The sequence below is a fragment of the Paraburkholderia sp. BL6669N2 genome, from assembly GCF_003387275.1.
Taxonomy (GTDB): Bacteria; Pseudomonadota; Gammaproteobacteria; order Burkholderiales; family Burkholderiaceae; genus Paraburkholderia.
In genome coordinates, this window is the sequence record NZ_QUNA01000001.1 from 2,825,702 (window position 1) to 2,846,508 (window position 20,807).

The following is a 20,807-nucleotide window of genomic DNA, read 5'->3' on the forward strand; positions in this document are numbered from 1 at the left end:
AGGCGGAATGTTCCTCGCCCGCGGCGCTCGCACGTCGCCATTCGTAATCCTGGTTAATCCTGGCAAAAGCCCTGACAAAAGCCCTGGAAAAAGCGGCTAAGGGAAGGCTTACGCCTTGCCCGCAGCAGCCGCGACGACCTTCTGAGCCGCTTCTTCCATGCTGTCCGCCGCGATGATCGGCAGACCGGATTCAGCGAGCATCTTCTTGCCGAGGTCTTCGTTCGTGCCCTTCATGCGGACCACGAGCGGCACCTTCAGCGAGACGGCCTTCGACGCCGCGATCACGCCTTCCGCGATCACGTCGCAGCGCATGATGCCGCCGAAAATGTTGACCAGAATCGCGGTCAGGTTCGGGTTTTTCAGCATGATCTTGAACGCTTCCGTGACCTTCTCGGTCGTGGCGCCACCGCCCACGTCGAGGAAGTTCGCCGGTTCGCCGCCGAACAGCTTGATGGTGTCCATCGTTGCCATGGCAAGGCCGGCGCCGTTCACGAGGCAGCCGATGTTGCCGTCGAGCGAGATGTACGCGAGGTCGAACTTCGAGGCTTCGACTTCAGCCGGATCTTCTTCGTCCAGATCGCGATACGCGACGATTTCCGGGTGACGGAACAGCGCGTTCGAATCGAAGTTGAACTTGGCGTCCAACGCGATGACCTTGCCGTCGCCGGTCAGGATCAGCGGGTTGATTTCGGCCAGCGATGCGTCGGTTTCCCAGAATGCCTTGTACAGGCCTTGCAGGATCGCGCGCGCTTGCGGCAGCGAAGCAGCGGGCACGCCGATCTTCGTGGCCAGTTCGTCGGCTTCGGCGTCTTTCAGGCCGGTTGCCGGATCGACGGCGATCTTGTGGATCAGCTCAGGCGTCTTTTCCGCGACTTCTTCGACGTCCATGCCGCCTTCGCTCGATGCCATCACGACGATCTTCTGCGACACGCGATCGATCACGAGGCCGACATACAGTTCCTTCTTGATGTCAGCGCCTTCTTCGATCAGCAGACGATTCACCTTCTGGCCTTCCGGACCGGTCTGGTGCGTGACGAGCTGCATGCCGAGGATCTGTTCCGAGTACTCGCGAACCTGATCCAGCGACTTGGCGACCTTCACGCCGCCGCCCTTGCCACGGCCACCCGCGTGGATCTGAGCCTTCACGACCCATACCGGGCCGCCGAGCTCTTCCGCGGCCTTGACCGCATCATCCACCGAGAAGACCGGCTTGCCGCGCGGTACCGCGACGCCGAATTTCCGCAGGATTTCCTTACCCTGGTACTCGTGAATCTTCATGCGTGATTCCCTTCAGTCTGAGAGTTGGATTGAACTTCGTTTCCGCTGCCGTCGTTCATGCCGGACGCGTTGCCGCCCTCGCCTGTCTGGCGGACTGCCCCGTCGCCTGACGATGCCGCGCGATCCGCTGTATACGGAGCGCGGCCATACCAGCGCGGATAAAACTGCTGCACCGCCTCGCCGTCGAAACGCAGCGCGTGGCAGCGTCCCAGCTGGAATGGCGGTTTATCGTTGGAATGCTCGCCTGTGCTGTTAGACGATCCGTCTCCTGAACCTGCGTTCGCGCCCGGCGCACTGTCACCGGTATTCCACACTTCGCCCGCGAACGCCTGAATCGCGGCGGTCGGCAGCATTGCGCACAGCTCGGTGAGATGCGTGCAACCCGCCGTGCCACCGAGCACACGGGCAGACTCGCGACGGAAGTTTTGACGGAGATTGAGCCCGATGAGGGCACGGTAGGCGGGATTGCTGGCTTGGCACAAACCAGGATAGGGCACCCAGTCGGACGACGCCTCGGCGTCGACGACATTGAGCTTGCGATCGATGGTGATGCGAAGCCAGAGTTCATGGATCGGCTGACCCTTGGGCCGGACGCCCGACGCAAGCACTACGTCGCGCGGTTTTTCGTCAGTCAAGCACGCTTCCACATCCCACAGGCCATCGGCTCGCTCATAGGCTTCCGCTCTGATTGCGCGACGATGGCGCAACTGACGGGACACGGGCGGGGAGAGCGGCATGCGGGAGGAAAGGCCGGATTGGAAAACCCACGAATTTTAGCATACTGGGTATTTGGGACAGGTCCGATTGCGCACGGCCGTGCCGTGCGCGGCTGGGAGCGGAACGTGCCACCCCAAAGGCTTTTGCGTGCGAACGATGGACGACGCGACTACTCGCCGCTCCACTCCTCGTCCATTCCCTTGAGGATTTTGCCGATCGTGGCGCCCGAAAATCCGCGCGATGCCAGAAAGCGCTGCTGTTTCGCCCGTTCGGCGGGCGTTTCGGGAAGCCGGCCGAACTTCTTTTGCCAGACGGCATGGGCACGGGCGAGTTCGGTTTCGCGCAATTGCGCGCTGGCCTCTTCGACGAGCGTCTGGTCGACCGAATGCTGCTTCAATTCGCCAACGATCCGGCTCGCGCCCAATCGTGACGAGCGGCGATGAATCAGGCTTTCGGCAAAGCGCGAGTCGGACAGCCAGTTTTCGGCTTCCAGCGAGTCGAGCACGGTGTCGAGAGAATCGGTTTCCTCGACGAATGGCTTCAGCTTGCGCGCCAGTTCGGTGCGGCTGTATTCGCGGCGGGATAGATAGCCGAGCGCGCGGCCTTTTAAAGACCGTGCCGGACGTTTGGACTGTTTGGCTTCGTCTTGCCCGGGTTTCGCCTCGCCTGGGACGCGACGTGAGCGGGTGTAGGTGGTCTCGGAGGGATCCGAGCCTACGGGCGGCGGGGATTCAAACTGCGCGCGCTGCGGATTGCGGCCCGCAGCGCGGTCGTGTGCGTCGAACGATTCGAATGGATCGAACGACTCGTCGTCTTCATCACGCGGGCCGTCCGCGTGGCGTCCGGAATCGGACAACGGCCGGCCCTTGCGTATCACGTGATGGTTACTCTTCTTCGTCCGCGACTTCAGCGGCTGCGCCGGTCACGGCTTCAGCCATGGCATTCACGCCCAGCGATTCGCGGATACGATTTTCGATTTCACGAGCGATATCCGGATTTTCGCGCAGGAATTCACGCGCGTTGTCCTTGCCCTGACCGATACGTTCGCCGCTGTAGCTGTACCACGCGCCGGCCTTGTCGACGATCTTGGCTTGCACGCCCAGGTCGATGATTTCGCCCTGACGTGAAATGCCTTCGCCGTACAGAATGTCGAAAATCGCTTCGCGGAACGGCGGCGCTACCTTGTTTTTCACCACCTTCACGCGCGTTTCGTTGCCGATCACTTCGTCGTTCTTCTTGATCGAACCGATACGGCGAATGTCCAGACGCACCGACGCGTAGAACTTCAGCGCGTTACCACCCGTGGTGGTTTCCGGATTGCCGAACATCACGCCGATCTTCATGCGGATCTGGTTGATGAAGATCACGAGGCAGTTCGTGCGCTTGATCGTGCCGGTGAGCTTGCGCAACGCCTGCGACATGAGACGCGCTTGCAGACCCGGCAGCGAGTCGCCCATTTCGCCTTCGATTTCAGCCTTCGGCACGAGCGCCGCGACCGAGTCGATCACGATCATGTCGATCGAACCCGAGCGTACCAGCGCGTCGGCGATTTCGAGCGCCTGTTCGCCGGTGTCCGGCTGCGAAACCAGCAGTTCGTTCACGTTCACGCCGAGCTTGCCCGCGTACTGGATATCCAGCGCGTGTTCCGCGTCGATAAACGCTGCCGTGCCGCCGAGTTTCTGCATTTCGGCGACGACCTGCAAAGTCAGGGTGGTTTTACCGGACGATTCCGGGCCATAAATTTCGACCACACGGCCACGCGGCAAACCGCCGACGCCCAACGCGATGTCGAGGCCGAGCGATCCGGTTGAGACCACCTGGATATCTTCGACCGCCTCACCTGCGCCGAGCCGCATGACCGACCCTTTGCCGAACTGCTTTTCGATCTGTGCGAGTGCGGCAGCGAGTGCCTTGCTCTTTTCAGCCGTCAGTCCAGCCGAGCCTTTCTTGCTTTCTTCCATGAATCGTCCTTTGCTATGATGAACGGCGTCTGAGGCGGATGTGCAGCCCACTTTGAAAGGACAGCACACGAAACTCAGACACTGTATAAAAAAACAGTAGTTTTGGCAAGCACGATTCTCATGCGAACGCGCATTTTTACCGTCGCGCTGCCCAACTACCCACAATAATTTTCGGAGACCGCTGTGCGCCGGGGGGACACCCCGCGGTGCCGGCAAGGCCAGGCTGGCGCACCATGCGAATTCTGATTGCCGAAGACGACAGCATACTCGCGGACGGTCTGGTTCGATCACTCCGCCAATCGGCCTATGCCGTCGATCACGTAAAGAGCGGCGTCGAGGCCGATACCGCGCTGTCGATGCAATCTTTCGACCTGCTGATTCTCGATCTGGGCCTGCCGCGCATGTCCGGCCTCGAGGTGTTGCGGCGCTTGCGCGCGCGCAATTCCACCCTGCCGGTGCTGATTCTGACCGCCGCGGACAGCGTCGACGAGCGCGTCAAGGGCCTCGACTTCGGCGCCGACGACTACATGGCCAAGCCCTTCGCGCTGAACGAACTCGAGGCACGCGTGCGCGCCCTGACGCGGCGCGGCGCCGGCGGCGGCCCGACGGTCGTGCGGCACGGCTCGCTGTCGTTCGACCAGGTCGGCCGGATCGCCTATATCAACGAGCAGGTGATCGACCTGTCGGCGCGCGAACTGGGTTTGCTCGAAGTGCTGCTGCAGCGGATCGGCCGGCTGGTTTCGAAGGAACAACTCGTCGATCATCTATGCGAATGGGGCGAAGAAGTCAGCAATAACGCGATCGAGGTCTACGTGCACCGCCTGCGCAAGAAAATCGAGCCGAGCGGCGTGCGCATCATCACCGTGCGCGGTCTGGGCTACTGTCTTGAGAAAGCCGCGTCAGCGCCGAGCGCAAGCACGAACGCGAACGCTACGACCACGCCCGCGCCCGCCGAGCCCGAACCGCCCGCCGCGCCGCCGTCCGGCGCGATGCCGGCGAGCCATCACTACAAATAGAGACCGCCCATGTCCGCACGCGCAGACCGCGCCACGGCGCACGCGGCGGACCTAGACGAGGCGCGCGACGAGCGCTACGCCAACCCGTTCGCCCCGCCCGACGAAACCGAAGCCGCCGCCGAGGCGCGCCCGCGCTCGCTGTTCGGCGAGATTCTCGACTGGATGCTGGCGCCGCTGCTGCTGCTTTGGCCGATGAGTCTCGCGGTCACCTATCTGGTCGCGAAGTCGATCGCGAACGGCCCGTTCGACCGCGCGCTGGAAACGGACGCCTACGTGCTGGCCCGCCAGATTCATCCGGTGAACGGCGTGGCGGAACTGACGCTGCCCGACTCCACGCGCGACTTTCTGCGCGCGGACAATGTGGACAGTGTGTTCTATCAGGTGCTCGGCACGCGCGGCGAACTGGTGGGCGGCGAGCGCGACATGCCGCTGCCGCACGAGGAAGACCGCCCGCAGCCCGGTCTCGTCGAATTTCGTGACGATGTGCTGCGCGGCAACGATATCCGCGTCGCCTACACAACCGTGGAGTTTCCGCAGACGCCCGGCGCGCAACCCGTGCTGGTGCAGGTCGCTGAAACGCTCGACAAACGCAGCCAGCTCGCCAACGACATCATCAAAGGCGTGATCCTGCCGCAGTTCGTGATTCTGCCGCTCGCGATCCTGCTGGTCTGGTTCGGGCTCTCGCGCGGGCTCGCGCCGCTGCACGCGCTGCAGGCGCATATCCGCGCGCGCCGCCCGGACGACCTGTCGCCGCTCGAGGCGCGTCGCGCGCCGCCGGAAATCGAGCCGCTCGTGACCTCGTTCAACGATCTGCTGACGCGTCTCGAACAGAACATGGAGCTGCAAAAGCGCTTTATCGCCGACGCCGCGCATCAGATGAAGACCCCGCTTGCCGGCTTGCGCACGCAGGCCGAGCTGGCGCTGCGTCAGGACGCCTCCGCGGAGGTGCATCGCTCGCTCGAGCAGATCGCCACCAGCTCGGAGCATGCCGCGCGGCTCGTCACGCAACTGCTGGCGCTGGCGCGCGCGGAGAACCGCATGTCGGGTCAGATTTTCACACCGGTCGAAGTGACGGAGGTCGCGCGCAGCGCAGTGCGCGACTGGGTTCAGGCCGCGCTCGCCAAGCAGATGGATCTGGGCTACGAAGCGCCTGAAGAACCGGTCGAAGTGAACGGCAATCCGGTCATGTTGCGCGAAATGCTTTCGAATCTGATCGACAACGCGATCCGCTATACGCCGCCGGGCGGCCGCATCACCGTCAGAGTGCGGCACGACGCGGCGGCGCGGCTCGTGCATCTGGAAGTCGAGGATACCGGCCTCGGCATTCCGGTCGCCGAGCGTTCGCGTGTGATCGAGCGCTTCTACCGGATTCTCGGCCGCGAAGGCGACGGCAGCGGCCTCGGACTCGCGATCGTCCGCGAGATCGCGACCATGCACGGCGGCGAGCTGACGATCGACGACAACGTCTATCAAACTTCGCCGCGGCTTGCCGGCACGCTCGTACGTGTCAGTTTGCATGTGCACGAACGGGCCGGGACTTACCCTAACGCGACCTGAATGCGTCGATTCCCCGACTCAATATTGAGATACGTTGAGTGTAAATTGGCCCGGTTTGACGCCAGATAGGCGCGTGTTGGATGAAAACCCACAACACAGACCAGGCCTGCAAATTCACCCCGCCACGTCAGTACGCCGTAAGTTTCCACTCCAATAATCGGTTTCACGGGAACGCCGTTACCGGCGAACCGCGTGCATATCAATATTGGAGACGACATATGGCTACCGTTGGCGGGCAAATCTCGCACGTGCCGATGACGCGCGAAGAGAAGCGGGTGATCTTCGCATCGTCGCTGGGTACGGTTTTCGAGTGGTACGACTTCTATCTGGCCGGCTCGCTGGCGGCCTTCATCAGCAAGAGCTTCTTCTCCGGCGTCAATCCGACAGCCGCCTTCATCTTCACGCTGCTTAGCTTCGCGGCCGGCTTCGCGGTCCGGCCGTTCGGCGCGATCGTGTTCGGGCGGCTCGGCGATATGGTCGGGCGCAAGTACACGTTCCTCGTGACGATCGTGATCATGGGCTTGTCGACGTTCCTAGTCGGCTTCCTGCCGGGCTACGCGACGATCGGCTTTGCATCGCCCGTGATCTTCATCGCGATGCGGATGCTGCAAGGCCTCGCGCTCGGCGGCGAGTATGGCGGCGCCGCCACCTACGTGGCCGAACATGCGCCGCCGGGACGCCGCGGCTTCTACACGGCATGGATCCAGACCACCGCCACGCTCGGCCTGTTCCTGTCGCTGCTGGTGATTCTCGGCGTACGTACGGCAATGGGTGAGGATGCGTTCGGCGCCTGGGGCTGGCGCATTCCGTTCATCGTCTCGATCCTTCTGCTGGCCGTGTCGGTGTGGATTCGTCTGCAACTGCACGAATCGCCGGTGTTCGAGCGCATCAAGTCCGAAGGCAAGATCTCCAAGGCGCCGCTGACCGAAGCCTTCGGCCAGTGGAAGAACCTGAAGATCGTGATTCTCGCGCTGATCGGCCTCACCGCCGGCCAGGCCGTGGTTTGGTACACGGGCCAGTTCTACACGCTGTTCTTCCTGACGCAGACGCTGAAAGTGGATGGCAGCAGCGCCAACATCATGATCGCGATCGCGCTCCTGATCGGCACGCCGTTCTTCCTGTTCTTCGGCTCGCTGTCGGATCGTATCGGCCGCAAGCCGATCATCATGGCCGGCCTGCTGATCGCCGCGTGCACGTACTTCCCGCTGTTCAAGGCGCTCGCGCATTACACCAACCCGGCACTGGAAGCGGCGACCGCGAAGGCGCCGATCGTCGTGATCGCGAATCCGGACGAGTGCTCGTTCCAGTTCAACCCGGTCGGCACCGCGAAGTTCACGAGTTCCTGCGACATCGCCAAGAGCGCGCTCTCGAAGGCCGGTTTGAACTACGAGAACGTCGCCGCGCCGGCGGGCACGCTGGCGGAGATCAAGGTCGGCGATACGGTGGTCAACACGTATGACGGCAAGGCCGCGGACGCCAAGGATCAAGGCAAGGTGTTCGACAAGACTCTCGCGACGACGCTGAAGACCGCCGGTTATGCGCCGAAGGCCGATCCCACGCAGATCAACTGGCCCATGACCGTGGTGATTCTGACGATCATGATGATCTACGTGACGATGGTCTACGGCCCGATCGCGGCGATGCTGGTGGAGATGTTCCCGACGCGCATCCGCTATACGTCGATGTCGCTGCCGTATCACATCGGCAATGGCTGGTTCGGTGGCTTCCTGCCGGCCACCGCCTTTGCGATCGTCGCGGCGAAGGGCAATATCTTTTCGGGGTTGTGGTATCCGATTGTGATCGCGCTCATCACCTTCGTGATCGGCATGCTGTTTGTCCGGGAAACCAAGGACTCGGATATCTACGCGAAGGATTGACGCGTCTGATGGACGTAACGGCTTCTTGAAAAAGTTGTGCACCGGGGGTTGACAGCCTCCGGTGCCGTCCGCATAATCTCGCTTCTTTCGGCGAATTAGCTCAGTTGGTTAGAGCGACGGAATCATAATCCGCAGGTCCGGGGTTCGAGTCCCTGATTCGCCACCAGTTGCAAGAAAAAGCCGCTGATCCGCAAGGTTCAGCGGCTTTTTTGTTTTGGCTTTCCGAACTGCAACTACAGCAACTTCAAGGAGGTTTCTTGATGACGTTCCGCACCGCCGCGCTTGCCGCGGCTACCGCTTCCATCGCTTTGCTCAGCGGCACGGCCGCCTTCGCCGCTCAGGCTCAGACACCGCCCGACAGTCAGTGGCGCACAAGCGCGACCACGCTATCCACACTGCTGCAGGACGGCTACAAGATCGTCGCTGTCATGAATGGCGGCCATGGCAGCGCTGGGTCAACCGACACGATTTTCGTCCAGCGCGATCAGAGCGCATTCAAATGTATCGACCCGCAGCAGGCCGACGCAAAAACGAGAACGTCCGTCGCGCCGCCGGCATGTTTCGAACTGGTGCCGCCGTCGGGAGCGTCGGGGACGCCCGAGTCGAAGTAACCGGCACGGCAGGCCGAAGCGTGCCGTCGACCGCGCGCACGGTGCCGACCTTCGGACTGTGAAGCTACGGCTTGAAAGAAGCCGGCGCCGGCGCAATCGACACCTCGCTCAACCAGCCGCGTGCCGCCTGTTACCGATCCACCAACCGGCTGAGATTCCCCCGCACCCGCTGCAACAACGCGATCAACTGCTTCGCCTCTTCATCGGTGAAGCCGTTGAGCGCTTCGAGCGCGACTTCGTCGCCGACCTTGCGCGCCTTGCCGAGCGTGCGCTCGGCCTTCGGCGTCATGTTCACCTGGCGCTCGCGGCGGTCCTGCGGATTGGCCGTCCGCTCGATCCAGCCACCCTCTTCCATCCGATCCAGCAGACGACCCGCCGAGATCGGCGCGACCTCGAGCAGGTCCGCAAGCCGCGCCTGATTGGTGTCGCCGTAGTGCGCGAGATAGGCCAGCACGCGGCACTGCGCGCGCGTCAAGTCGACCGACGACTTCGCGAGATCGTCGAAACGCTTGCCTGTCAGGCGACCGACGTCGGAAATCAGAAAGCCGAAGCGCTCTTCGAGTTGGGTTTTCATGAGCGGATTATACGAAAGGCCTTCGTTTATTAGCGTTGAAACGGGCGTATTCAGGCTCCGCATAATTCCCGATGGCAGACTCGTGCGCAGTCGATATACTAAGCATGCTTACTATATCGACGACCCCGCTCATTCATGTCCTCCGACACCCCGGCGGCCCGCGCCGCCGCGCCGCTCAACCGCCCGATGATCACCGTCTCGATCATGCTGGCGACGTTGATCCAGACGCTCGACAGCACGATCGCCAACGTGGCGCTGCCGCATATGCAGGGCACGCTGTCCGCGTCGCAGGATGAAATCACGTGGGTGCTGACCTCGTACATCGTCGCCGCGGCGATCGCCACGCCGCTCACCGGCTGGCTGTCCGACCGGCTGAGCGTCAAGCGTCTGCTGATCTTCGCGATCGGCGGCTTCACGGTGTCGTCGGCGCTGTGCGGGTTGTCGGAGACGCTCACGCAGATCGTCGCGTCGCGTTTGCTGCAAGGGATTTTCGGCGCGTCGCTGGTGCCCCTGTCGCAATCCATCCTGCTCGATATCAACCCGCGCGAGAAGCAGGGGCAAGCCATGGCCGTGTGGGGCATGGGCGTGATGGTCGGACCGATTCTCGGGCCGACGCTCGGCGGCTGGCTCACCGACAGCTACAACTGGCGCTGGGTGTTTTTCATCAACGTGCCGATCGGCGCGTTCGCGCTGTTCGGTGTGGCGACCTTCCTGCCCGCGCGCGAACCGAAACACGACGCGAAGTTCGACGCGTTCGGCTTCGCCACGCTGGGTCTCGCCATCGGCGCATTGCAGGCCATGCTCGATCGCGGCGAGCAACTCGACTGGTTCGGCTCGAACGAAATCGTCGTCGAGGCCTTGCTCGCGGCCATCAGCTTTGCGTTTTTCCTCGTGCACACGGCCACGGTCGGCAAGAAATCGTTTTTCAAATACGAGTTACTGAAGGACCCGAACTTCGCCACGGGGACGTTTTTCATCTTCGTGATTGGCGCGGTGATGTACGCGACGCGCGCGTTGCTGCCGCCCATGCTGCAGAACCTGATGAACTATCCGGTCGCGACGACCGGCCTCGTCACTGCGCCGAGCGGCGCGGGCACAATGGTCGCCATGCTGTTCGCCGGGCGCCTGCTGAAGCGGATCGACGCACGGCTTCTGCTGCTCGCCGGCTTTCTGATCTCGGCGTTCGCGCTCTGGCAGATGATGCAGTATTACGATCGTGCTGTCGGCGTCGGACATTGTCTGGCCCGGGGTGATTCAGGGCTTCGGGCTCGGCCTCGTGTTCGTGCCGCTGAGCGCGCTGACTTTCTCGACGCTCACGCCGGAACTGCGCGCGGACGGCACCGCAACGTATAGCCTGATGCGCAATATCGGCAGCAGTATCGGCATTTCCATCGTGCAAACGCTGATGACGCGCAACACGCAGGTCTCGCATGCGGACCTGGCGGCCAACATCACGCCGTTCAATCCTGCCGTCCAGCCGATGCTCAATACCGGCTCCAATTTCGACATGGCCGCACTGAACGTGTCGATCACGCAGCAGGCATCGATGATCGCGTATCTGAACGACTTCAAGCTGATGTTCATGGCGACGCTGCTGGTCATTCCGCTTCTGCTGTTGATCCGCCCCGCGCATAAGTCGCCGGACGCATCGGTGGCGCATGCCGCGATGGATTGAGACACGGCGCTAACCCGGTTAGTCGCCGTCGCAATGGGCCGCGCGCCGCGCCCGCGACTAACCTTCGATCCGCCCGCGCGTCACACCCAGCAGCGCCGCCATCGCCGTGCGCGCCGCCGCGGCGTCGCGATCGCGAATCGCTTCGAACACCGCCGTGTGCTCGGCCAGCGACGCGTTGAACACCTCCGCGCGTTTTGCATTCAGACGCAGTTGCGCTTCGAGCGTGCGCTCGATCAACGTGCCGAGCGGAATCAGCAATTCGTTGCTGCATGCGGTCAACACGCTCAAATGAAACTGCAGATCGGCTCGCACCCATTCGTCGACATTGCGCGCCGCCACCATCGCTTCGTGGGACGCCGCGAGCGCGTGGAAGGTGTCGTCCGTATGCGAAGCCGCCGCCAGACTCGCGGCATACGGCTCGATCATCTCGCGCATTTCCTGCAGGTTGAGCGCGAACGCCATCGGCTCGGCGACCCGCGAGTACCAGTCGAGCACGTCCACATCGAGCAGATTCCACGCGCGTTTCGGCCGCACGCGCGTCCCCACGCGCGGACGCGATTCGATCAAGCCTTTCGAAGTCAACGTGCGCAACGCCTCGCGCAACACCGTGCGACTCACGCCGAACGCCTCCATCAACTCCGCTTCGCGCGGCAGGATCGAATCAGGCGCGTAGTCGCCGCGCAGAATCGCGGTCGCCAGCCGATGGGCGACACGCCCATGCAGATCGTGCTGAATAGCTTTCTCCTAGCGGCTTTGCAGCGCTATTGATACGGGAACCGAGGCCGGAACGAGCGCGATTATCCGGCATCTCATCTCAGCCGTGAGATCACTGCTTCGACAGTGCCGTGCCGAGACGGCGGGTGTCACCACTATCCGGACAATAGTACTATTAATAGTACTTAAATACACTTTTGATGTAGGATGTGAATCCTCGAAATAGTTCGCAGACGCCTAAGGCCGATGCTTCGCATGGGGCCGGAGTAAGCGCTAAAGCACCAACTCCGGCCGACAAAGGAGACGCACATCATGAAAATCACCAAGCTCGAAACCTTCATCGTTCCGCCGCGCTGGTGCTTCCTGAAAATCGAAACCGACGAAGGCATCGTCGGCTGGGGCGAACCGGTGGTCGAAGGCCGCGCGCATACGGTGGCGGCTGCGGTTGAAGAACTGTCCGACTATCTGGTCGGCAAAGACCCGCTTCTGATCGAAGACCATTGGCAAGTGATGTACCGCTCGGGCTTCTATCGCGGCGGCCCGATCACCATGAGCGCGATCGCCGGCGTCGACCAGGCGCTGTGGGACATCAAGGGCAAGCACCATGGCGTGCCGGTCCATGCGCTGCTCGGCGGCCAGGTGCGCGACAAGATCAAGGTGTATTCGTGGATCGGCGGCGACCGTCCGAGCGACGTGGCCAATAACGCGCGCGCCGTGGTCGAACGCGGCTTCAAGGCGGTGAAGATGAACGGCTCGGAAGAGTTGCAGATCATCGACACCTTCGACAAGGTGCAAGGCGTCATCAACAACGTCGCGGCCGTGCGCGAGGCAGTCGGACCGAACATCGGCATCGGCGTGGATTTCCACGGCCGCGTGCACAAGCCGATGGCCAAGGTGCTGGCGAAAGAACTCGACCCGTACAAGCTGCTCTTCATCGAAGAGCCCGTGCTGTCGGAGAACGCCGAAGCGTTGCGCGACATCGTCAATCAGACCAACACGCCGATCGCGTTGGGCGAGCGTCTTTACTCGCGCTGGGACTTCAAGCACATTCTGTCGGGCGGCTACGTCGACATCATTCAGCCGGACGCATCGCACGCGGGCGGCATTACCGAGTGCCGCAAGATCGCGTCGATGGCGGAAGCCTACGACGTCGCGCTCGCGCTGCATTGCCCGCTCGGGCCGATCGCTCTGGCGACGTGTCTGCAGATCGATGCGGTGAGCTACAACGCGTTCATCCAGGAACAGAGTCTCGGCATCCACTACAACCAGGGCAACGACCTGCTCGACTACATCAGGAACCCGGAAGTCTTCAAATACGAAGACGGCTTCGTGTCGATTCCGCAGGGCCCGGGGCTCGGCATCGAGGTCAACGAGGAGAAAGTGCGGGAGATGGCCAAGGTCGGCCATCGCTGGCGCAATCCGGTGTGGCGCCATGAGGATGGCAGCGTCGCCGAATGGTAATCGCGTAAAGGAGCGCCGCCCGTGGGCGGCGTTTTTGTTTGCGTCGGCGGCCGCATCTCCGACGCGGCCCGCGCGTTACGGTGACGTGACGCGTGGGCCGTCGCAGTAACGTAACATCCCGGACCGAACCCATCCGAGCAGGCGTTTTCCGCGCCCTTCCCAAACCCGCTCGAATTCCCGCAAAGCCTTATCCATAAAGGCTTTCACGCCATCCGTTCGACACCACACATACACATGGCCCGCTCTTTGCTCAAATGCATTCAAACGACAAATGCATCGGGGAAAATCATGAGCGAATTCCTGCCAGACTATCTGCTCCGCGAACAGGCCGCCGTCGGCGCGTTGGTGGCGTTCGGCGTGCTGCGCATCATCGGCGCGGCACTCGCATTCGAACGCGGCTGGCGCATCTCGGTCGTCGAGAAATGCTTCATCGGCGCCGCGATCGTGTACTGCCTGCCGCAACTGTTCGATCTGCTGACGCATATGTACGGCTCGCGCGCCGCGGGCGCCGAGCTGGAAGGCAAAGCCGCGGGCTGCGCCATCGCCCTCTTTTGTGCGCCGATCCTCGGCCATCGGCTCGGTCTCGAATAAGCGGAGCCTCGCCATGCAATTGGCCAGGCGGCTCATGAGGCGGCCCAAACCCACGTTTCGCGCGGGCGACGTCCTGAAACTCAAGTCAGGCGGCCGCCCGATGACCGTCACCTGGAGCGGCCGGGTGCTGTTCGCATCAGGTAACTGGCTGATCTGCCAGTGGTTCAGCGAGACCGGCGAGTTACAGCAGGAGATGTTTCCGGAGGAGACCCTGGAGCGGACGAGCCACGTACTCGCCGCCTCAAAAGTGCAGTAACGGATTGCTGGCCACCGCCAGGCGACCGTGTGTATTGCGCCGCACGCTTTGGCTGTGCGGCGTTTTTTTATACGGCCGATGTCGCGCTTGCGAGACGTTGCGGACCTGAATCCTTAAGGACGCGGTTGCTGTTCAGGTGCCACCTAGCCCGCCTCGCAGATAACCTCGCGCCACGGTGTCAGCCGAGCGCGGCGAACGCAGGCACGCTATGCGACAACGCGGCCGCCGCGACGAACACGCCGATCATCGCCAGCGCTTCCAGATACAGCACGTTGACGAAGGTGTGGGCGTCCATTGTCGAGGCCGTGCGGCGCAGGCGCGGCAGCGCCAGAAAGCGGTTGAGTCCGCCGAGCACGAGCGCGAGCCCGACCAGCGCAAGCTTGAGCATCAGCACATGGCCCCACGTGCTGAGTTCGATCGCCTCGAACGAGCCGCCGGAACCTCGCACCGCGTTGAAAACGCCGGAGAGCAGCACGAGCCCAACCGCCACCACCGAGACGTTCGACACCTGAGTCGCGGTGCGGATCAACATGCCGCGTGCAGTCGAGGTGCCGAGTGCCGGCAGCACCGCGAGCCCTGCCGCCATCGCCAGACCGCCCCACACGCTGGTGACGAGCACGTGCAGCGTTTGCATGGCGATCGCAGCCGAGGCCGGGCCGGCATCCGCCGCGTGACCGAGCGACGCCTTGCCGGCGGCGATCGCGACCACCGCGAGCCACAGGAGCGCATTGCGCAGCATGCCCGTATGGCTGGCCATGGCCGTGCCGAGCAGCACCAGCGCGCCGGCAAACGCAAGGCTCCAGCCATAACCGACATGAGTTTGCGTCAGCACCGTCGGCACCACGCCGATGGCGGCCGGCAACCCGACGCCGCTCATCGACGCCGCCTGATACAGCAACCAGCCGAGGTCGGCGAGTACCAGCACGACAGTGGCCGTCAGCATCGAACGTTGCGCGCGCAACCAGGCGGGGCGCGCGGGCGAGATTTTCTGCTGGGCGTCCTTCGCGAGCCACGCGCCGAGCAACGCCGAACCGACGGCAAACGCAAACGCGACGTTCATGAGCGCGGCCATGGCGACCTGCCCGATCCAGAGTCCGTCGATGCTCATTTGACGATAAACGCAAAGTCGCCTTGGCTACGGTGGCCGTCCGTGGCTACCGCGATCCAGTGCACGGCATAGCGGCCGGCGCTCAACTGCGGCAGCGGCAGATGCATGACCCGGGCGTCGTCCTTGTCGACCTGCGACTCAGTTGCCACGGCCGCCTTGCCGCTGGTGTCGGCAAGCGCGATCTTGCTGAAAGCCGGTTCGAGCGGCTCGGTGAAATGGATCGTCACTTCGGAGGGCGCGGCGACTTCGGCGTTGGCCGCCGGCTCGCTCGAGCTCAGATGCGCATGGGCGAATGCCGTGGACGTCACAAGCAGCGCCACGGCGCCGAGCATCGACGCTCGCAACGCCGGGCGGGAAAAATCAGGTAGCTTCATGTAAGACCGATAGCGGATGATCAGGAAACAGTGGGCGTCGGACCGGACACGTCGAGGCCGGGACCAGGCCGGATCCAGTCCGGCGCGCCCGGAAGTGTACGCTTCGATGGTTCGCGCGGGCGTCGGTTCAACCTGGTTTATAGATAGATCGCCCAGGCTCGAGCGTTGCGCCATTGATCGCGCAGACAAATTCGGGATAACAGTTGGGCAGCGTGAAACGCGTGTGCGCGTCAAACTGTCGCATGGCTGTGACAGCCGGAACCTTCTCTAATGTGCCAAATAGTCATCATCACCCTTCGATGATAGAATGCTGCGTCGCCGCAGCGCCGGCTGCCCTTCACACCGAGCCGCTCGAAGTTCGGTCAGGTCCCCGATTTTGATGGAGTTACGCGTGTCTTCAAGACGCATTTTCCGCCCGTTGCTCGCCCTTCTGCTGATCGGCTCCGCGGGCGTTTATAGCGCTGCGAAAGCGCAGACTCAGCCGAAAGCCCCCGATACGATGGAAGCGCGCGTGCAAGGCTGCACGGCCTGCCACGGCACACATGGCCAAGGTACGGACAACGACTACTTCCCTCGCCTCGCGGGCAAACCTGCCGACTACCTGTACAACCAGCTACAGAATTTCCGCGAAGGGCGCCGCAAGTACCCGCCCATGAACTACCTCGTCACGTATCTCTCGGACGACTACCTTCATCAGATCGCCACTTATTTCTCGCAACAGCGTCCTCCGTATCCGCCGCCGGCCAAGCCGACGGTATCGTCGAGCACGCTCGCGCGCGGCCAGCAGATCGTGCTGAACGGCGACGCGTCGAAGCAGATTCCGGCTTGCGCGGCCTGCCACGGCAAGACGCTGACCGGTATGCAACCCGCTATCCCGGGTCTGGTCGGTCTGCATTCGGATTACATCAGCGCGCAGCTCGGCGCATGGCGCTCGGGTTCGCGCCATGCCATCGCGCCTGATTGCATGCACACCATCGCCACGCGTCTGACCGACGAAGACGTGAACGCCGTTGCCGCCTGGCTTTCCACGCAGCAGGCCCCACAAAACCCCGTGCCGGCTCCAGCCCGCTCGATGAAGACTCCGCTTGCCTGCGGCAGCGAACCGCAATAAGGCACCGGGAGAGACACTCAAATGAAACGCAAGTCTTTGTTCGCCCTCTCGGCAGTCGTCGTCGTTGCGGCTGCCGCACTCGTTCCCGTCCTGTGGTCGGGCGGCGACCATCTGCATAACGGCACGGCCATGGCGGCAACGCCCGCCGACCAGGCCGCGCTGATCAAGCAAGGCGAGTATCTCGCCCGCGCCGGCGACTGTATCGCCTGCCACACAGTGCGCGGCGGCAAGCAGTTCGCCGGCGGCCTGCCCATGGCCACGCCGTTCGGCACGATGTTCACGCCGAACATCACGCCTGACGACCAGTACGGTATCGGCAAGTGGACGCAGGACGACTTCTATCGCGCCATGCACACCGGCCGTTCGAAAGACGGCAGCCTGCTGTATCCGGGCTTCCCGTTCACCAGCTACACGAAGGTCACGCGCGCCGACTCGGACGCGATCTACGCGTACCTGCGTTCGGTCGCGCCGGTCAACGTGCCGAGCCGTCCGCATGAACTGAAATTCCCGTTCAACCAGCGCAACATGCTGATCGGCTGGCGCACGCTGTTCTTCCGTGAAGGCGAGTACAAGCCGGATCCGACCAAGTCGGTCGAATGGAACCGTGGCGCGTACCTGATCGAAGGTCTCGGTCACTGCGGCATGTGCCACACGTCGATCAACGCCATGGGCGGCCCGGTGAGCTCGGCCGCGTTTGCCGGCGGTCTGATCCCGCTGCAGAACTGGTACGCACCGTCGCTCACGTCGAACAAGGAAGCCGGCCTCGGCGACTGGGAAACCAAAGACATCGCCGATCTGCTGAAGACCGGCGTGTCGAACCGCGGCGCGGTGTTCGGTCCGATGGCCGAAGTGGTTCACAACAGCCTGCAGTACATGTCGGACGCGGACATCAACGCGATGGCCACGTACCTGAAGACGATTCCGCAGAAGAGCGAAGCGCCTGAGCCGCTGCAGCTCGAAACGTCTGAAAAGTTCGGCGGCGAACTGCTGAAGCAAGGTCAGAAGATCTACGCTGACAACTGCGCGAAGTGCCATGCGGAAAATGGCCTCGGCATGCCGCCGGCCTTCCCGCCGCTCGCGAACAACCAGTCGATTCAGATGCCGTCGGCCGTCAACCCGATCCGTATGGTGCTGAACGGCGGATACCCGCCGAGCACGGATGCCAACCCGCATCCGTACGGCATGCCGCCGTTCGCACAAGCACTGTCGAATCAGGAAGTCGCGGCGGTTGTGACGTACATCCGTATGTCGTGGGGCAACCACGGCACGGCGGTGTCGCCGCAGCAAGTGTCCGATCTGCGTTCGGCGCCGCTCGACTAAGCAGCGTTCGTTGCACCAAGGGCGCGGCCTGCGAAATTCGCGGCCGCGCCCTTCGTTTTTGAAGGACCGGTATCATAGGGGAGTATTTACCCTGAGATAAACGCCGGGCCGCCGCTAGTTTTCTCACCCCCGCGGGGGCTCGGCGCGCAGCGACAGACCTTGGGGGCGCTTATGAAACTGGGCAGGAGATAAGAATCGTGCATGCCGGGGAGCGTTTCAACAGCATTACCCACCTCGTCGGCGCCGTACTGTCGGTGGCCGGTCTCGCAACGCTCGTGACGATGGGCGCGCTCGACGGCGACGCGTACAAGGTGGTCAGCTTCAGCGTGTACGGTGCGATGCTGTTCGTGCTGTATGCTATCTCGACGCTTTACCACAGCGTGCGCAATCCGCGCGCGAAGGCGGTTCTGCAGAAATGCGACCATTCGGCGATCTACCTGCTGATCGCCGGCAGCTACACTCCGTTCACGCTCGTCACATTGCGCGGTCCGTGGGGCTGGTCGCTATTCGGCGTAAGCTGGGGGCTTGCCGCTCTCGGCATCGTGCAGGAATTGACGCTGGGGCGACGCACCCGCAGCGTTTCGATGGTGCTGTATGTCCTGATGGGATGGCTCGCGCTCGTTGCCGTCCGCCCGCTGGTTGAAGCCTTACCGGCAGCGGGTACCGCCTGGCTCGTGGCCGGCGGGGTCATCTATAGCGTCGGCATCTACTTCTTCATCAACGACGAGCGCATCCGGCATGGACATGGTATCTGGCACCTGTTCGTACTGGCGGGCAGTCTGTGTCAATTCGTCAGTGTCGCGCGCTACGTCGCATGACACCCCACGGCGGCGAAATGCAACTTAAGGCCAGTCAACGTGTCTGCATAGCGCGTTGAAGCATTCGGCACGCGTTTGCGCGCGTGCCGCCGATTTCTCTGCGAACGGAACTGGGCTTCGGCCTCGAACACGCCATGCGGGTGTGTTCATGCCGCGTTCATGCCTGCCTGAATTCAGGTGTGTCCGTCCGCGAAACTGCATTGCAAAGATCTTTTATGTCTTTTGATTCCCTCGGCTTGTCCGAACCGTTGGTCCGCGCTGTACACGAACTCGGCTACACCACTCCGACTCCGATCCAGACGCAAGCGATTCCCGCCGTGCTCAACGGCGGCGATCTGCTTGCCGGCGCGCAAACCGGCACCGGCAAGACTGCCGGCTTTACGTTGCCGATCCTGCAACGCCTGAACACCATGCCCGCCGTTACGACCGGCTCGGGCAAGCGCGCGGTACGCGCGCTGATCCTCACGCCCACGCGTGAACTGGCCGCGCAGGTCGAAGAAAGCGTGCGCGCGTACGGCAAGTATCTGAAGCTGAAGTCGACCGTGATGTTCGGCGGCGTCGGCATCAATCCGCAGATCGGCGCACTGCGCAGCGGCGTGGATATCGTCGTCGCGACGCCGGGCCGTTTGCTCGATCACATGCAGCAGAAGACCATCGACCTGTCGCATCTCGAGATTCTCGTGCTCGACGAGGCCGACCGCATGCTCGACATGGGCTTCATCCACGACATCAAACGCGTGCTGGCGAAGCTGCCGCCGAAGCGGCAGAACCTGCTGTTCTCAGCCACCTTCTCCGACGAGATCAAGACGCTCGCCGACAACCTGCTCGACTCGCCGGCGCTGATCGAAGTCGCGCGCCGCAATACGACGGCGGAAACGGTCGCGCAGAAGATTCACCCAGTGGATCGCGACAAAAAGCGCGAACTGCTCACGCATCTGATCAAGCAGCACAACTGGTTTCAGGTGCTGGTGTTCACGCGCACCAAGCACGGCGCCAACCGTCTTGCCGAACAGTTGACCAAAGACAGCATCAGCGCCCTGGCGATTCACGGCAACAAGAGCCAGTCGGCCCGCACACGCGCGCTCGCCGAGTTCAAGGACGGCACGCTGCAGGTGCTGGTCGCGACCGACATCGCGGCGCGCGGCATCGATATCGATCAACTGCCGCACGTGGTTAACTACGATCTGCCGAACGTGCCGGAAGACTACGTGCACCGCATCGGCCGCACGGGCCGCGCGGGCGCAACGGGCGAGGCGATCTCGCTGGTGTGCGTCGACGAACTGCAGTTGTTGAAGGACATCGAGAAGCTGATCAAGCGCCCGGTGCCGCAGGAAGTGATCGCCGGTTTCGAACCGGACCCGACTGCGAAGCCGGAACCGATCCTGCGTCGCGGCCAGGGTGGTGGTGGCGGCGGCGGTCGTTCGCCGCGTCAGGGTCAAGGCGCACCGAAACGTGATGGCGCGGGTTCCGCGAAGCCGGCGCAGCGCTCGGGTCAACGCCCGGCGAACGGTCAACAGCAGCCGAAGCCGCATGGTGCGAAGCCGGCCGGCAATGGCGGCGGTCAGCCGCGCCGTGACGGTCAACGTCACGACGACCGGCCGCGCGCCGTCGCGCATGAGGGCAGCGCCGCGCAGCATGCGCCGCGCAAGCCGCAAGCCGCGAAACCGCAAGGCGGCAATCCGGGTGCGTTGCTGGGCGGTGCCAAGCCGCGCAACGACGCGCCGCGCGGTGGCCAGCCCACGCGCAGCGGTCAGCGCGGCCGTTAAGCTTCAAGGCTCAGCCCACGCT

The 20,807-nt window shown here is 63.2% G+C and carries 19 protein-coding genes, 1 tRNA gene and 1 pseudogene; 13 read left to right on the plus strand and 8 right to left on the minus strand.

Annotated features, from left to right (window positions below; translation table 11 throughout):
- Positions 1-108: 108 nt before the first annotated feature.
- The 4 genes from sucC to recA form a co-directional block, all read right to left on the minus strand.
- Positions 109-1,278, minus strand: coding sequence for an ADP-forming succinate--CoA ligase subunit beta (sucC, locus tag B0G80_RS12770; protein WP_012434252.1), 1,170 nt, complete (start codon positions 1,276-1,278; stop codon positions 109-111).
- Positions 1,275-2,015: a DUF2889 domain-containing protein gene (locus B0G80_RS12775; RefSeq protein WP_116118231.1), complete on the minus strand. Its 741-nt coding sequence runs from the start codon at positions 2,013-2,015 to the stop codon at positions 1,275-1,277. Before B0G80_RS12775 ends, sucC begins: the two co-directional genes overlap by 4 nt.
- 149 nt (positions 2,016-2,164) lie before the next feature.
- The gene (gene recX / locus B0G80_RS12780) at positions 2,165-2,872 is read right to left on the minus strand and encodes a recombination regulator RecX (protein WP_116118232.1); all 708 of its coding nucleotides are present in this window, start codon (positions 2,870-2,872) and stop codon (positions 2,165-2,167) included.
- A 7-nt stretch (positions 2,873-2,879) separates the two neighbouring features.
- A complete protein-coding gene (gene recA, locus B0G80_RS12785; RefSeq protein ID WP_012434255.1) occupies positions 2,880-3,956 on the minus strand; it encodes a recombinase RecA in 1,077 nt (358 codons plus the stop codon).
- Between the two features lie 233 nt (positions 3,957-4,189).
- Here recA and B0G80_RS12790 point away from each other — a divergent pair, with 233 nt between their 5' ends.
- From B0G80_RS12790 to B0G80_RS12810, 5 genes are all read left to right on the plus strand, one after another.
- Positions 4,190-4,972 carry a response regulator transcription factor gene (locus tag B0G80_RS12790; RefSeq protein ID WP_116118233.1) on the plus strand — a complete coding sequence of 261 codons (783 nt, stop codon included), beginning with the start codon at positions 4,190-4,192 and terminating at the stop codon, positions 4,970-4,972.
- Between the two features lie 9 nt (positions 4,973-4,981).
- Positions 4,982-6,529 (plus strand): sensor histidine kinase, encoded by a 1,548-nt coding sequence (locus B0G80_RS12795; protein ID WP_116118234.1) that lies wholly within the window; start codon positions 4,982-4,984, stop codon positions 6,527-6,529.
- A 218-nt stretch (positions 6,530-6,747) separates the two neighbouring features.
- On the plus strand, positions 6,748-8,406 hold the full coding sequence (locus B0G80_RS12800; protein ID WP_116118235.1) for an MFS transporter: 1,659 nt from the start codon (positions 6,748-6,750) through the stop codon (positions 8,404-8,406).
- A gap of 89 nt (positions 8,407-8,495) precedes the next feature.
- A tRNA-Met gene (locus B0G80_RS12805) sits at positions 8,496-8,572 on the plus strand.
- A 94-nt stretch (positions 8,573-8,666) separates the two neighbouring features.
- The gene (locus B0G80_RS12810; protein ID WP_116118236.1) at positions 8,667-9,017 is read left to right on the plus strand and encodes a hypothetical protein; all 351 of its coding nucleotides are present in this window, start codon (positions 8,667-8,669) and stop codon (positions 9,015-9,017) included.
- A gap of 130 nt (positions 9,018-9,147) precedes the next feature.
- Here B0G80_RS12810 and B0G80_RS12815 read toward each other — a convergent pair whose 3' ends face one another.
- Entirely contained in the window at positions 9,148-9,591 is a 444-nt protein-coding gene (locus tag B0G80_RS12815) for a MarR family winged helix-turn-helix transcriptional regulator (RefSeq protein WP_106284063.1), read from the minus strand.
- A gap of 135 nt (positions 9,592-9,726) precedes the next feature.
- Between B0G80_RS12815 and B0G80_RS12820 the strand changes: the two are divergent.
- Positions 9,727-11,266 (plus strand): annotated as a pseudogene (locus B0G80_RS12820) (DHA2 family efflux MFS transporter permease subunit).
- A 57-nt stretch (positions 11,267-11,323) separates the two neighbouring features.
- Here the strand turns inward: B0G80_RS12820 and B0G80_RS12825 are convergent.
- Complete coding sequence (locus B0G80_RS12825) at positions 11,324-12,001, minus strand: FadR/GntR family transcriptional regulator (RefSeq protein WP_116118237.1); 678 nt, start codon at positions 11,999-12,001, stop codon at positions 11,324-11,326.
- A gap of 291 nt (positions 12,002-12,292) precedes the next feature.
- Here B0G80_RS12825 and dgoD point away from each other — a divergent pair, with 291 nt between their 5' ends.
- The 3 genes from dgoD (at position 12,293) to B0G80_RS12840 (ending at position 14,288) form a co-directional block, all read left to right on the plus strand.
- Positions 12,293-13,441, plus strand: coding sequence for a galactonate dehydratase (dgoD, locus tag B0G80_RS12830; protein ID WP_116118238.1), 1,149 nt, complete (start codon positions 12,293-12,295; stop codon positions 13,439-13,441).
- 288 nt (positions 13,442-13,729) lie between these two features.
- Entirely contained in the window at positions 13,730-14,032 is a 303-nt protein-coding gene (locus B0G80_RS12835; RefSeq protein WP_116118239.1) for a hypothetical protein, read from the plus strand.
- Positions 14,033-14,045: 13 nt separating this feature from the next.
- Entirely contained in the window at positions 14,046-14,288 is a 243-nt protein-coding gene (locus B0G80_RS12840) for a YodC family protein (protein WP_106284058.1), read from the plus strand.
- Between the two features lie 178 nt (positions 14,289-14,466).
- Here B0G80_RS12840 and B0G80_RS12845 read toward each other — a convergent pair whose 3' ends face one another.
- Positions 14,467-15,396, minus strand: coding sequence for a CopD family protein (locus tag B0G80_RS12845; protein ID WP_116118240.1), 930 nt, complete (start codon positions 15,394-15,396; stop codon positions 14,467-14,469).
- Positions 15,393-15,770 carry a copper homeostasis periplasmic binding protein CopC gene (gene copC / locus B0G80_RS12850; protein WP_116118241.1) on the minus strand — a complete coding sequence of 126 codons (378 nt, stop codon included), beginning with the start codon at positions 15,768-15,770 and terminating at the stop codon, positions 15,393-15,395. The genes B0G80_RS12845 and copC overlap by 4 nt, the downstream gene beginning before the upstream one ends.
- A 379-nt stretch (positions 15,771-16,149) precedes the next feature.
- On the opposite strand from copC, the gene B0G80_RS12855 reads away from it, so the two are divergent.
- From B0G80_RS12855 to B0G80_RS12870, 4 genes are all read left to right on the plus strand, one after another.
- On the plus strand, positions 16,150-16,881 hold the full coding sequence (locus B0G80_RS12855; protein ID WP_012434267.1) for a c-type cytochrome: 732 nt from the start codon (positions 16,150-16,152) through the stop codon (positions 16,879-16,881).
- Between the two features lie 21 nt (positions 16,882-16,902).
- A complete protein-coding gene (locus B0G80_RS12860; protein ID WP_106284055.1) occupies positions 16,903-18,201 on the plus strand; it encodes a cytochrome c in 1,299 nt (432 codons plus the stop codon).
- 197 nt (positions 18,202-18,398) lie between these two features.
- Complete coding sequence (locus B0G80_RS12865; protein WP_116118242.1) at positions 18,399-19,019, plus strand: PAQR family membrane homeostasis protein TrhA; 621 nt, start codon at positions 18,399-18,401, stop codon at positions 19,017-19,019.
- Positions 19,020-19,234: 215 nt separating this feature from the next.
- Positions 19,235-20,785 carry a DEAD/DEAH box helicase gene (locus tag B0G80_RS12870; RefSeq protein WP_116118243.1) on the plus strand — a complete coding sequence of 517 codons (1,551 nt, stop codon included), beginning with the start codon at positions 19,235-19,237 and terminating at the stop codon, positions 20,783-20,785.
- The last annotated feature ends 22 nt before the right edge of the window (positions 20,786-20,807 follow it).

Excerpts from the sequence above, each read along its gene's own strand:
- B0G80_RS12845 (WP_116118240.1), bottom strand. The coding sequence starts at position 15,396 with ATGAGCATCGACGGACTCTGGATCGGGCAGGTCGCCATGGCCGCGCTC.
- B0G80_RS12855 (WP_012434267.1), top strand. The coding sequence starts at position 16,150 with ATGGAGTTACGCGTGTCTTCAAGACGCATTTTCCGCCCGTTGCTCGCC.
- B0G80_RS12840 (WP_106284058.1), top strand. The coding sequence starts at position 14,046 with ATGCAATTGGCCAGGCGGCTCATGAGGCGGCCCAAACCCACGTTTCGC.
- recA (WP_012434255.1), bottom strand. The coding sequence starts at position 3,956 with ATGGAAGAAAGCAAGAAAGGCTCGGCTGGACTGACGGCTGAAAAGAGC.
- B0G80_RS12810 (WP_116118236.1), top strand. The coding sequence starts at position 8,667 with ATGACGTTCCGCACCGCCGCGCTTGCCGCGGCTACCGCTTCCATCGCT.
- B0G80_RS12860 (WP_106284055.1), top strand. The coding sequence starts at position 16,903 with ATGAAACGCAAGTCTTTGTTCGCCCTCTCGGCAGTCGTCGTCGTTGCG.
- B0G80_RS12775 (WP_116118231.1), bottom strand. The coding sequence starts at position 2,015 with ATGCCGCTCTCCCCGCCCGTGTCCCGTCAGTTGCGCCATCGTCGCGCA.
- B0G80_RS12790 (WP_116118233.1), top strand. The coding sequence starts at position 4,190 with ATGCGAATTCTGATTGCCGAAGACGACAGCATACTCGCGGACGGTCTG.
- B0G80_RS12800 (WP_116118235.1), top strand. The coding sequence starts at position 6,748 with ATGGCTACCGTTGGCGGGCAAATCTCGCACGTGCCGATGACGCGCGAA.
- B0G80_RS12795 (WP_116118234.1), top strand. The coding sequence starts at position 4,982 with ATGTCCGCACGCGCAGACCGCGCCACGGCGCACGCGGCGGACCTAGAC.
- B0G80_RS12870 (WP_116118243.1), top strand. The coding sequence starts at position 19,235 with ATGTCTTTTGATTCCCTCGGCTTGTCCGAACCGTTGGTCCGCGCTGTA.
- copC (WP_116118241.1), bottom strand. The coding sequence starts at position 15,770 with ATGAAGCTACCTGATTTTTCCCGCCCGGCGTTGCGAGCGTCGATGCTC.
- sucC (WP_012434252.1), bottom strand. The coding sequence starts at position 1,278 with ATGAAGATTCACGAGTACCAGGGTAAGGAAATCCTGCGGAAATTCGGC.
- B0G80_RS12835 (WP_116118239.1), top strand. The coding sequence starts at position 13,730 with ATGAGCGAATTCCTGCCAGACTATCTGCTCCGCGAACAGGCCGCCGTC.
- B0G80_RS12815 (WP_106284063.1), bottom strand. The coding sequence starts at position 9,591 with ATGAAAACCCAACTCGAAGAGCGCTTCGGCTTTCTGATTTCCGACGTC.
- dgoD (WP_116118238.1), top strand. The coding sequence starts at position 12,293 with ATGAAAATCACCAAGCTCGAAACCTTCATCGTTCCGCCGCGCTGGTGC.